This is a genomic window from Collinsella sp. AF05-9 (assembly GCF_003465595.1).
Classification (GTDB): domain Bacteria; phylum Actinomycetota; class Coriobacteriia; order Coriobacteriales; family Coriobacteriaceae; genus Collinsella.
Genome location: NZ_QSBB01000008.1, coordinates 1 through 11,972, shown reverse-complemented (window position 1 = coordinate 11,972; position 11,972 = coordinate 1). Strand labels below are relative to the sequence as shown.

At 60.9% G+C, this 11,972-nt stretch carries 10 protein-coding genes; 9 read left to right on the top strand and 1 reads right to left on the bottom strand.

The window, feature by feature from the left end; translation table 11 throughout:
- Window positions 1–444: helix-turn-helix domain-containing protein (locus tag DWV43_RS10320; RefSeq protein WP_233542714.1), on the bottom strand; the 444-nt coding region annotated here is incomplete at its 3' end.
- Window positions 445–674: 230 nt separating this feature from the next.
- On the opposite strand from DWV43_RS10320, the gene asnS reads away from it, so the two are divergent.
- The 9 genes from asnS to DWV43_RS03955 all read left to right on the top strand — a co-directional run bounded on the left by asnS (window position 675) and on the right by DWV43_RS03955 (window position 11,893).
- Window positions 675–2,078, top strand: coding sequence for an asparagine--tRNA ligase (gene asnS / locus DWV43_RS03995; protein ID WP_055285210.1), 1,404 nt, complete (start codon window positions 675–677; stop codon window positions 2,076–2,078).
- A 258-nt stretch (window positions 2,079–2,336) separates the two neighbouring features.
- Window positions 2,337–3,122, top strand: coding sequence for a hypothetical protein (locus DWV43_RS03990; protein ID WP_117817099.1), 786 nt, complete (start codon window positions 2,337–2,339; stop codon window positions 3,120–3,122).
- 160 nt (window positions 3,123–3,282) lie between these two features.
- Window positions 3,283–4,263 carry an ABC transporter substrate-binding protein gene (locus tag DWV43_RS03985; RefSeq protein WP_117635369.1) on the top strand — a complete coding sequence of 327 codons (981 nt, stop codon included), beginning with the start codon at window positions 3,283–3,285 and terminating at the stop codon, window positions 4,261–4,263.
- A gap of 204 nt (window positions 4,264–4,467) precedes the next feature.
- A complete protein-coding gene (locus tag DWV43_RS03980) occupies window positions 4,468–5,391 on the top strand; it encodes an ABC transporter permease (RefSeq protein WP_117817098.1) in 924 nt (307 codons plus the stop codon).
- On the top strand, window positions 5,384–6,178 hold the full coding sequence (locus DWV43_RS03975; RefSeq protein ID WP_117817097.1) for an ABC transporter ATP-binding protein: 795 nt from the start codon (window positions 5,384–5,386) through the stop codon (window positions 6,176–6,178). The genes DWV43_RS03980 and DWV43_RS03975 overlap by 8 nt, the downstream gene beginning before the upstream one ends.
- A 72-nt stretch (window positions 6,179–6,250) precedes the next feature.
- Complete coding sequence (locus DWV43_RS03970) at window positions 6,251–8,281, top strand: bifunctional UDP-sugar hydrolase/5'-nucleotidase (protein ID WP_117817096.1); 2,031 nt, start codon at window positions 6,251–6,253, stop codon at window positions 8,279–8,281.
- Window positions 8,282–8,408: 127 nt separating this feature from the next.
- Window positions 8,409–9,176 carry a mechanosensitive ion channel family protein gene (locus tag DWV43_RS03965; protein WP_117817095.1) on the top strand — a complete coding sequence of 256 codons (768 nt, stop codon included), beginning with the start codon at window positions 8,409–8,411 and terminating at the stop codon, window positions 9,174–9,176.
- Window positions 9,177–9,269: 93 nt separating this feature from the next.
- Window positions 9,270–11,186, top strand: a complete 1,917-nt coding sequence (locus DWV43_RS03960) for a BMP family ABC transporter substrate-binding protein (protein ID WP_117817094.1) — start codon at window positions 9,270–9,272, stop codon at window positions 11,184–11,186.
- Entirely contained in the window at window positions 11,183–11,893 is a 711-nt protein-coding gene (locus DWV43_RS03955; RefSeq protein ID WP_117817093.1) for a metallophosphoesterase, read from the top strand. Before DWV43_RS03960 ends, DWV43_RS03955 begins: the two co-directional genes overlap by 4 nt.
- The last annotated feature ends 79 nt before the right edge of the window (window positions 11,894–11,972 follow it).

The window sequence follows — 11,972 nt, the reverse complement described above, 5'->3', positions numbered from 1 at the left end:
GTCCCTTATCGCCTCCAGCCTGGCCGCCGCGGCGGGCTCGTCGGCGTCTATCCCGCGCCTGGACGAGACGAGGACCGAGTCGGCGCACAGCTGCGCGGCCCGGGCCTCGTAGAAGACGTGCGGGCGGCGCTTGCAGCCGGCCGCGCGGTACCGCCCGCACCCGTTGCAGCAGCGCGGCCACGCGGCCAGGCGCGGGCAGGCCGCCGACAGGTCGGCGGAGGCGTCCACGCGCTCGCCGCGCCTGGCCTTCGGCGCCGTCACGAACCTGTGCGACGCCACCTCGGCGCTCACCGTAGAGGGCGACCTGCCCAGCTCCCTCGCGATCTCCCTGCACGACGCTCTGCGCTCCAGCATCCTCTGGACCGTGTCCCGCTCGTGCCTCGTGAGCCTTCCGTAGGCCCTCGGGACCGCCCTTGCGGAGCCCCTTTTCTTCTTTCCGGACATGCCGTCCTCCGATCTCCCGGGGCCGGCCGATCCGGCCCTCAGGGTATCGGGTTCCCACATTCATCCGTACATGTACGGATGAATGTGGGAGGTGTTCGGATAAAGTCGATAATCAAGGTTCGTTTGAAAAACCATCCCGCCAATGCCTTATCTGTATAGCCCAAATGAGCCGAGCTGCTAGAATATCGAACTGTATGGATAACTATCATTCAACCGTTATGGGAGGATACGTGAACCGCACCAAAATCGCGCAGCTCTATGCCGATGCCGAGTCGCTCGGCGGCCAGACCGTCACCGTCGCCGGCTGGGTCAAGTCCGTCCGCGACATGAAGAACTTTGGCTTTGTTACGCTCAACGACGGCAGCTGCTTCCGCGACCTGCAGGTCGTCATGAACCGCGAGGCGCTCGACAACTACGACGAGATCGCCCACCAAAATGTCTCGGCCGCACTCATTTGCACCGGCACCGTCAAACTGACCCCCGATGCGCCCCAGCCCTTCGAGCTTTCTGCCACCTCCATCGAGGTCGAGGGCACGAGCGCCCCGGATTACCCGCTGCAGAAGAAGCGCGCAACCGTCGAGTTCCTGCGCACCCAGCAGCACCTGCGCCCGCGCACCAACCTGTTCCGCGCCGTGTTCCGCATCCGCTCTGTCGCGGCCGCTGCCATCCACCGCTTCTTCCAGGAGCAGGGCTTTGTCTACGTCAACACCCCCATCATCACCACGAGTGACTGCGAGGGCGCCGGCGAGATGTTCCGCGTGACCACGCTCGACCCCAAAAATCCGCCCCTCACCGAGTCCGGCGAGGTCGACTGGAGCCAGGACTTCTTTGGCAAGCACGCAAGCCTTACCGTATCCGGCCAGCTCAACGCCGAGAACTTCGCCATGGCCTTTGGCGACGTGTACACCTTTGGCCCCACCTTCCGCGCCGAGAACTCCAACACCACGCGCCATGCCGCCGAGTTTTGGATGATCGAGCCCGAGATGGCCTTCGCCGACCTCAACGACTACATGGATAACGCTGAGGCCATGCTCAAGTACGTCCTCAAGGACGTCATGGCAACCTGCCCCGACGAGCTCAATATGCTCAACAAGTTTGTGGACAAGGGTTTGCTCGAGCGCCTAGACCACGTGGCAAACTCCGACTTTGCCCGCGTCACCTATACCGAGGCCGTCGAGATCCTGGAGCAGGCCGTCGCCGCCGGTCACAAGTTTGACTATCCCGTGAGCTGGGGCATTGACCTGCAGACCGAGCACGAGCGTTTCCTGACCGAGGAGCACTTTAAGCGCCCGACCTTCGTGACCGACTACCCGGCCGAGATCAAGGCCTTCTACATGCGCATGAACGAGGACGGCAAGACCGTCGCCGCCGCCGACTGCCTGGTGCCGGGCATCGGCGAGATCATCGGTGGCTCCCAGCGCGAGGAGCGCCTGGATCTGCTCGAGGCCCGCATCAAGGACCTGGGCATGAATCCCGAGCAGTACAAGTACTACCTTGACCTGCGCCGCTACGGTTCCTGCAAGCACGCCGGCTACGGTCTGGGCTTCGAGCGCTTGGTCATGTATTTGACCGGCGTGGGCAACATCCGCGACGTCCTGCCGCACCCGCGCACCGTGGGCAACGCCGACTTCTAATCGTCGGACGCTAGCTCGCGTCGCCACACGCCAACGCTCATCGCACAAGCGCCTCTCGACATCGGTCGAGAGGCGCTTTTTTCAACAGCACCCGTCAAGCTTTTGGCAAGTTTTTGGTCAGTTGAGCAGGGCTGTTGAAAACTCGACCCGCCGTTTGCCGACGACTACCGACCGCCCAGAGCGCCCTGCGCCCCTGGGAAAGCCCCACGTCCTAGGCTCCATACCGTCGCCACCCAAAACGGAAAGGACGTGGGCACCATGACCGAAGCCGCTGTTGAAACCTACGACACCACGACTAGAGGCGCCGCCTCGATGGCAGCCTATCGCGCCGTTCGCATCCTGCAACTATTAAGCGAAAACACCGGCGAGGACAAGGCCATGCTTTCCGATGAGTTGATCCGGCACCTCGCCCATCCCGACGACCCCGCCCGCATGCCCATCTCGGCGGCGCGGCGCAGTATCTACACCGCCATCTCTGCGCTTCGCCATGCCGGATACGAAATTGAGTACAAACGCGGCGTGGGCTACAAACTTCTTACCCGCCCGCTCACCGATGAAGAGATCATCCGGCTCCACGGCATGGTCATGCGCAACCGCTCTACGCCCATCGCCATTCGAAAAAGCATGGCGCAGCACTTAGTTGCCATGGCGAGCGCCGACGTTCGCGGCTACCTCGATACACCCGAACCCGCTCCAAACGCAGGCAGCAAGGCTACCAAGGCAACACACACGCCCATCAAGCGCATCGACACGTGCGAGCTCGTCGAGCAGGCCATCGACCACGGAACCACGGTGAGTTTTGATATTTCGAGCGTCACGACGCGCGGCGAAACCGAAGCAGCACGGATGACACTCCGTCCCTTTGCCATCAGGCAGCGCGATGGCATCTCGTATTTGCTGGGAACGGTCTATGACGCCCGAGGCGCCGATGACACGTTGCGTACAGTAGAGATTGGCCGAATGAGAAACGTCACCACACGTCTCCTCGACGGCAAGAAGCTCTTCGCCGCCCTGGACGAGGACGACACCTCCTCCGCCGCATAAGACCCTCCGCCGCCCATTCGACTACCCGTACCGCCCATCCGATTCTGTATTAAAAAACCCGCCAGGCTGTTGTAAAAATGGACATCAGCGCTACTATAGTTCCACTTGCACTTTGTCCCAGTGCAGTGTTTCCAGCCATTTTTATACTGGGGGTAATGATATGAAGGACATCACCATCAGCCGCAGGAGCCTCCTGGTCTCCGCCGGCCTGCTCGCACTCGCCCCGCTCGCCGGATGCGGCGGCAACTCTGGTTCCGGCTCTGCTGCCGCCGGTTCCGACTACACCATCGGCGTTCTGCAGCTCACCGAGCACTCCGCACTCGATGCCGCCAACGACGGCTTTGTCAAGGCCATCAAGGAGAGCGGCCTTAAGGTCAAGATTGACCAGAAGAACGCCCAGAACGACCAGTCCACGTGTAAGTCCATTGCCGACAAGTTTGTGGGCGACAACGTCAACCTGATTTATGCCATCGCCACGCCCGCCGCGCAGGCTGCCGCCGGCGCCACGGCCGATATCCCCATCGTGGGCTGCGCCATCACCGACTACGCCGCCTCGGGCCTGGTCCAGGACAACGATAAGCCCGGCACCAACGTCACGGGCGCCTCCGACCTCACCCCGGTCGCCGAGCAGCTCGAGATGATGCAGAAGGTCCTGCCCGACGTAAAGAAGATCGGTCTGCTCTACTGCACCGCCGAGTCCAACTCCGACGTCCAGATCAAGGCCGCCAAGAAGGAACTCGACAAACTGGGCCTGGAGTACACCGACTTCACCGTCTCGAGTTCCAACGAGATCCAGTCCGTCGTCGAATCTGCCGTGGGCAAGGTCGACGCGCTCTACTCCCCCACTGACAACACCATCGCCGCGGGCGCCTCGCAGGTGGGCCAGATCTGCAAGGAGAACAAGCTTCCCTTCGTGACCGGCGAGGAGGGCATGTGCATGGCCGGCGGCCTGTTCACCCTCTCCATCAACTACGAGGATCTGGGCTACGCCGCGGGCGAAATGGCCGTCAAGATTCTTAAGGGCGAGGCCAAGCCCGAGGATATGCCGATCAAGCATCTCTCGAGCAAGGACCTGGTCGTCGTCAAGAACGACGAAATGGCCGAGGCGCTGGGCATCGATCTTTCCGCTCTGGACGAGTAGCGGCATGCGCGGCAATGTGCCTAGGGCCCATACTCGCGCCGTTGCCGTGTTATTCAATATCTGAGCCACAGGGGCGAACGCCAAAGACCGGCGTTCGCCCTGCTTGTTACGGATGAGACAAAACATTCGTCCGCAGCTCTTTTATGCATTGTTACCGCTATTATGGTGACTCACGTGTCCATCCTATCCTAGGAGGTATGAAGCATGCTCATTGCATTGCAGGGCGCTGTTTCGCAAGGCGTCCTCTGGGGCATTATGGTGCTTGGCGTGTTTATCACGTTCCGCCTGCTCGACATTCCCGATATGACCTGCGACGGCAGCTTTGCCCTCGGCGGCTGCGTCTGCGCTGTGCTCATCGTCAATAACAACGTCGACCCGCTGCTCGCTGTGCTGGCCGGTATGTGCGCCGGCGCCATCGCGGGTGCCGTCACGGGCATTTTGACCACCGTCTTTGAGATTCCCGCGATCCTCGCCGGAATCCTCACCCAGATCAGCCTGTGGTCCATCAACCTGCGCATCATGGGCAAGTCCAATACGCCCATTCTTGCCAAGGGCACCGTGTTCTCGACCGTCAGCAATATGACCGGTCTGCCGCAGTCCACCGTTGCCATCATCTTGGGCATCCTGCTCGCCGTGGCTATCGTTGCCATCCTGTATTGGTTCTTTGGCACCGAAATCGGCTCGGCGCTGCGCGCCACCGGCAACAACGAGTACATGATCCGCGCCCTGGGCGTCAACACCAACTCCACCAAGATGATCGCCCTCGTGCTCTCCAACGCCCTCATCGGCCTTTCGGGCGCGCTCATCTGCCAGAGCCAAAAGTATGCCGACATTGGTATGGGCACCGGTGCCATCGTTATCGGTCTTGCCGCCATCGTCATCGGCGAGGTGCTCGGCCGCCTGCTGCCCGGCGGTCTCACGCAGTTCTCCGTCCGTCTGGCCTCCGCCGTCTTTGGCTCCGTGGTGTACTTCCTCATCCGCGCCATCGTGCTGCAGCTGGGCATGGACGCCAACGACATGAAACTGCTCTCTGCTGTGATTGTCGCCGTGGCCCTGTGCGTGCCCGTGGTTTGGGAGCGCTATAAGCTCCGCAGCTCCTACACGAAGGGGGATGAGGCAGATGCTTAAGCTCTCACACGTCAAGAAGACCTTTAACAAGGGCACCGTCACCGAGAAGCGCGCGCTCACCGGCGTCGACCTCACCCTGAATGACGGCGACTTTGTAACCGTGATCGGCGGCAACGGCGCCGGCAAGTCCACGCTGCTCAACATGATCGCCGGCGTGTACCCGCTCGATTCGGGCGTTATTGAGCTCGACGGCACCGACATCTCGCGCCTGAGCGAGTCGCAGCGCGCCAAGTACCTGGGCCGCGTGTTTCAGGACCCCATGCGCGGTACCGCTGCCGACATGCAGATCGCCGAAAACCTGGCCCTCGCCAAGCGCCGTGGCCAGCGTCGCGGCCTTTCGTGGGGCGTCACCAAGGCCGAGAAAGATGAGTACGTTGAGCTGCTCAAGCGCCTGGACCTTGGTCTGGACACGCGCCTCAACGCCAAGGTCGGCCTGCTCTCGGGCGGCCAGCGCCAGGCACTCACCCTGCTGATGGCCACACTCACCAGGCCGCGCCTGCTGCTGCTCGACGAGCACACCGCGGCCCTCGACCCCAAGACGGCCTCTAAGGTGCTCAACCTGACCGAGGAGATCGTCGACGAGAACCGCCTGACCACGCTCATGGTCACGCACAACATGAACGACGCCATCCGTCTGGGTAACCGTCTGATCATGATGCACGAGGGCCACGTGATCTACGACGTGGCGGGCGACGAGAAAAAGTCGCTCACCGTGGCCGACCTGCTTCAGAAGTTTGAGGAGGTCTCGGGCGGCGAGCTCGCCAACGACCGCATGCTACTAAGCTAACGACTTAGAAAACCACCACAAAGGGGACAGGCACCTTTGTGGTGGTTTTTGTTAAGGACTAAGGAAACTGCCATGAGAAGACTCCTCCCCCGTCTCGCCTTAACCGCCGCGCTTCTCGCCGGCGTGCTCATCGGCGCCCCCGTCTACGCCACCGCGGCCACCCCGTCTCAAGTTATCGACGGCGCCGTAACCGTGATGCACACCAACGACATCCACGGCAGCTACAAGTACAGCTACAACGCAAGCAAGGGCACCGGCACCATTGGCTTTGACGGACTGGCGGTTCTCTATAGCGCCCAAAACAACGCCCCCGACTTTCTGCTCGATGCAGGTGACACCTTCCACGGGCAGTCCTTTGCCACCATGAGCGAGGGCAAGAGCATCGCCGAACTCATGAACACTTTCTACGCAAACGGCTACGACGCGACCACACCGGGCAACCATGACTGGAGCTACGGCGCGGACAAGCTTCGCACGATGGCCGGCAATGGTGCCACCAGCACGCCTTTCGCCATGCTTTGCGCGAATGCAACGTCCTCGAACGGCGTATGGAGCTCGAGCATCACCAAGACGCTCAACCGCACTTGGAAGGACAGCGAGGACAGTTCCACGTTTGACTACAAGATTAAGGTCGGCGTCGTCGGAGCCATGGATGAGTCGTTGGGCTCCTCACTGCGCGCGGACCTGGTCGCGGGCACGTCGTTCTCGGGCGCGGCGGACGCCATCAACGCCGAGGCCAAGCGACTGCGCGAGGACGAGGGCTGTAACGTTATCGTCTGCATCGCGCACGCGCTCAACGCCAAGGCCTTTGCCGCACAGCTCAATGGCGTCGATGCCCTGGTCGCGGGCCACGAGCACATCAACTTAGACGAGAACGTGACGGGGGCCGATGGCAAGCCGGTCCGCGTCGTCGAGGCGGGCAGTGCCTTTGCCGAGGTTGGTCTGCTTTCCATTCCCTATGAGTACGACACCAAGGGTACCGAAACCACCAACGACGACATAGTGACGGTCTCCGCAAGCGACGGCGCCGAGACGCTCTACGCCGCCAAGGACGTGAACGACCTTTTGGCAGACCCCGACAAGGGTGCCTTCTACCAGAACCAACTCGACGAGGTTCGCAACAAAATCAAGCCACTCGATGACGCCTTTGAAAGCGAATCGAACAAGGTGCTCGGCACATCCGCCACTGACTATTTCTACGGCGAGGATGCCGCGGGTACGCATGGCTGGGAGATGGTGCGCACCACCGATCTGCGTCCCAGCAAAGCGGGCGACACCGCTAAGGCTCAGACCATCGGACATGTGATCTGCGGTTCCTATCTTAATTTGACGGGCGCGGACCTTGCCATCGAAAACGCGGGCGGCATCCGTGGCGGCATCGCGGCGGGCGATGTGACCGCCGGCAACGTCATCGCCATCTCGCCCTATGGCAACACCGTCGAGACCTGGACCATGAGCGGTGCGGACTTCCTGGCAGCGCTCGAGCACTCGTTACAGATCAGCGACGATTGCAACGACAGCTACGAGCTTCAGCAAGCCTACGTGGCGGCCGGCCACACCGAGCAGGAGGCGCAAGACAAGTACAAGTGGCGCGACGACTCCGGCAGCGTCCTTTCCTTCGGCGGCATCAACGTGACAATCGATTGGACGCAATCCGAAGGCAAGCGCATTGTAAGCGCCACGCTCACCAAGGATGACAGCACGCTCGACCCCGCCAAGACCTATACCGTCGCCACCAACAACTACATCATTACCAACACGACCGACTTCCCTACCTTTGCAAACGCCACCAAGCACACCGAATGGGGCACGTGCGAGGCGGCGCTGAGGGCACTGATTGGTCAGAATGGCTGGGAGAGCAAGATGGCCTCGCTCGCGGGCGCCATCAGCTTTGGCTCCGCTGCCGTGGACCCCACACCCACACCGGCCCCGACGCCTAAGCCCTCGCCCAAGACGGACACGACGACCACGAAGGTCATCGCCAAGAAGACGACCGGTAAGCTTGCCGCAACGGGAGATCGCGCGCTGGCCGCGGTCGGAGCATGTCTCATTGCCGGCATCGTCATCATCATTCTCGGCATTATCTGGAAGCGTCGACGTTAAGCTACACCGCCGGGCCTTGCAGCCCCACCGTGCAAACTTTATATAGAGCGCAGAAGCCCGTCCGATGTGATCGGACGGGCTTCTTGGTGGGTATCATGGTTGAACGATCATGAGGAGGTTTCCCTACATGGAATTGTTTGAGCCAATTCTTCATTTCTTTGCACAACGATGGGTCCACAACATCATCTGGGCAGGTATCTTGGCTATCGGCACCGCCGTTGCCGCCAAGGTCGCGTCCAAGACCCTGCACCACCTGCTTAGCCGCGACGATAACCCACTCCCTTCATCAAGCATCTTCATCAACATCGCGCGCGCCGTCATCTGGATGATCGGCGGCAGCTTTATCCTCGACAACTGTTTTGGCATCAACGCAAACGCCCTCGTCGCCGCTCTTGGCGTCGGCGGCATCGCCATCTCGCTCGGCTTTCAGGACACGCTGTCGAACCTTATCGGCGGTATGCAGGTGACCTTTATGGGCATTATCAAACCCGGCGACAATATCGAGGTCGGCGGCGTGTCGGGCGTGGTCCAAGATATCACCTGGCGTCACACGACCATCGAGGACGCCTGCGGGCAGACCATCATTGTGCCCAACTCCAACATCTCCAAGAACACGCTCGTGCATCTGATGCCCTTTGGGCGCGTGGCCGTGCCCGTTGCCGTAAAGGACACGTCTAAGTGGGCTTCCCTTGACGCGCTGGCAGACGAGCTCACGAGCGCAACCAAAACGGCCGTCTCGCCCATCTCTGGCTTTGACAAGGAGCCGTACGTGCTCTTTAGCGAGATCGGCGACTTTGGCATTAAGGGCAAAATCATCTTTATCGTCAGCGACGATAGCACCACTTTTACGGCAGCCGACGCCTGCATTCGTGCCATCGCCCCCATCATCGCCTAAACCGCCACAAAGGGGACAGGCACCTTTGTGGCGGTTTCGCATCGTGGTACCATGGTTCATATCGTTGTTTAAACGACTAAGGGAGTAGACACCATGGAAGAGGCCTATCGTCAAGCACGCAAGCGCGGCGAGCAAGGACGCCGTCGCGCCATCAGCCAAAGCGAGCACCCGTACCTCACGGACCTCGACAGCTTGGTTGCCCAGCTCCCCTTAGGTCAGCGAGAGAGCGTCGGCCTGCGGGATATTCCGCTCGAAATGGTCGTCGGCACGGTTACTAAGGGCCGTCAGTCTGCCTTTTCGTGCAACTTTATGCCCCTGCTGCCGTTTAACACCGAGTTCGCCCGCAAGTGGTCCAACCTCTACGACATTCAGGTGACCGAGGGCTATCGCGACCCCATCATCGTCACCGAGTTCATGCATCGGTTTTACGTCCAAGAGGGCAACAAGCGCGTCAGTGTCCTCAAATTCCTGGACGCCCCGACGGTTTCGGCCAAGGTCACCCGCCTCTATCCCGGAAAATGGGATTCCGTCGAAAGCCGCCTGTACGGTGAGTTCTGCGCGTTTTGGCGCGTCTGCCCCCTATACGAGATCGAGTTCTCGCGTGAGGGAAGCTACGAAACGCTCGCCAAGATGCTCGGTCAGAACCTTATCGAAAAATGGCCGCAGAAAAAGGTCGACTACCTGCGCCATACCTTCCTACTCTTTAAGCGCGCCTACCTGCGCGCGGGCGGCGACCACCTGGACATTACGCCCGCCGACGCCATGCTCGTCTACCTCAATGTGTACAACCAGGACCGCCTGCTGGATACGCCGACGGATATCGTCGTAAACCGCCTGTGCAAGATCTGGCGCGAGCTGGTCATTGCCGGCAAAAATGACGAGGACAAGGTCGATCTTGTCGAAGCGCCGAGCGTCGATGAGGAAGAGGCGCTCGCCAAGTCCACCTCCGGCGTGCTCAACTTCTTTATGGGCAAGACCGTCTACTCGGCGGCCAACCCCCTGCGCATCGCCTTTATCCATGAGTTCCCCTGTGCGACGTCGAGCTGGGACAGCCTGCACGACCAAGGGCGTCAGTATCTCGATGAGCACTTTGGCGGTATCGTGCGCACCGAGGCGTTCGAGGACTGTCACAATCCGGACGTGTTCTACGCCGCCGTGGAAACGGCTGTCAAACATGGAGCTAACGTCATCTTCTCGACCTCGCACCGCCTGATGGAATACACGCTCAGAGCTGCCGTTGAGTATCCCCAGGTGCGGTTCCTTAACTGCTCTATCGGCCTTCCCCACCAAAGCGTCCGTTCGTACTTTGGCAAGATGTACGAGGCCAAGTTCCTCCTGGGCGCCCTTGCCGCCAGTATGGCGGACAACCACCGTATCGGCTACCACGCGTCGGTCTTCGCCTCGGGCGCGCTTAGCGAGATCAACGCCTTTGCGATTGGCGCCTCGCTGCTCGACCCCCGCGCGCAAATTATCCTGACCTGGGGCGATGTGCCCGCCGGCGGTCTTGCCGAGGCCATGTGCCGCGAAGGCGTGAGCGTCATGACCGGCGCTGACATGTCAAAGTCGCTCGAAGACCCTACGGCCTACGGACTCCACCGCCTGGTCGATGGCAAGGTTTCCGGCATCGCCATGCCGGTATGGAACTGGGGCCGTTACTACGAGCTCATCGTTCGCAGCCTTCTGCACGGCACGTGGGACGAAACCAGCGATGACAACCAAGTGCGCGCCGTCAACTACTGGTACGGCATGAGCTCCGGCGTTATCGACATCCGTTACGCTCCGGGCCTACCCTACCAGACGCGCAAACTCGTGCAGTTGCTCCGCAACGGCATTGTCGAGGGATCCATCAACCCCTTTGGCGGCGAGCTCCACAGCCAGAACGGCGTGGTACAGATCGAAGGCTTCCCTCCGCTGCCGAGCACGCAGATTGTCGAGATGAATTGGCTGGCGGATAACGTGGTAGGCACCATTCCGCAGCTCGACGATGAGCCGAAAGTCCCTGCCCTATGAAAATCCTTGCCATAGCCGATACCGAAGAACGATGCCTTTGGGAGTGCTTTCGCAAGGAACGCTTTGAGGGCGTCGACCTGATTTTGTCCGCCGGCGATCTGGACCCGGACTATCTTGAGTTTTTGGTTACGGTCATCAACAAACCGCTCATCTACGTACGCGGCAATCACGATGACCGCTACGCACGTCATGCACCGGGCGGATGTATCTGCGTGGAAGACAGCGTGTACACGTACCGAGGGATTCGCATTGCGGGCCTTGGCGGGTCCATGCGTTATCGCGACGGCGCCAACATGTACACCGAACGCGAGATGTCCAAGCGCATGCGCAAGCTGTCGCGTAAGGTTAGGATGGTCGGCGGGTGCGACATTCTGCTTACCCATGCACCCGCCGCCGGTATGGGTGATCTGGACGATCTGCCGCATCGAGGGTTTGAGTGCTTTAACACAGCGCTTGAGTCCTGGGGGGCCGACTACATGGTGCACGGGCATGTGCACCAATGCTATGGTCGCGACTTTCAGCGTGAGCGCCAGCATGCATGCGGGACAACAATCATCAACGCGTGCGGCTATACGCAGTTTGAGCTGGATGAAGCGCGCTACCCCATCCGTGGCTGGCAGGCAGCCTGGCTCAACTCGCAAACCATGCGCCGCGAGCTCAAACGCCACGAAGCAATCGAGTCTTCAACCGCCAGAACCCCCTGGTAACTGCCAACAACCACCACGAAGGGGATAGTGAACTGCCTCCCATTTCTTGGACATCGGGAAATGGGAGGTTTTCCATGAG

What these genes read in the sequence shown, in the direction of transcription:
- DWV43_RS03990 (WP_117817099.1), top strand. Translation starts at nt 2,337, where the DNA reads ATGACCGAAGCCGCTGTTGAAACCTACGACACCACGACTAGAGGCGCC.
- DWV43_RS03985 (WP_117635369.1), top strand. Translation starts at nt 3,283, where the DNA reads ATGAAGGACATCACCATCAGCCGCAGGAGCCTCCTGGTCTCCGCCGGC.
- DWV43_RS03980 (WP_117817098.1), top strand. Translation starts at nt 4,468, where the DNA reads ATGCTCATTGCATTGCAGGGCGCTGTTTCGCAAGGCGTCCTCTGGGGC.
- DWV43_RS03975 (WP_117817097.1), top strand. Translation starts at nt 5,384, where the DNA reads ATGCTTAAGCTCTCACACGTCAAGAAGACCTTTAACAAGGGCACCGTC.
- DWV43_RS03970 (WP_117817096.1), top strand. Translation starts at nt 6,251, where the DNA reads ATGAGAAGACTCCTCCCCCGTCTCGCCTTAACCGCCGCGCTTCTCGCC.
- DWV43_RS03965 (WP_117817095.1), top strand. Translation starts at nt 8,409, where the DNA reads ATGGAATTGTTTGAGCCAATTCTTCATTTCTTTGCACAACGATGGGTC.
- DWV43_RS03960 (WP_117817094.1), top strand. Translation starts at nt 9,270, where the DNA reads ATGGAAGAGGCCTATCGTCAAGCACGCAAGCGCGGCGAGCAAGGACGC.
- DWV43_RS03955 (WP_117817093.1), top strand. Translation starts at nt 11,183, where the DNA reads ATGAAAATCCTTGCCATAGCCGATACCGAAGAACGATGCCTTTGGGAG.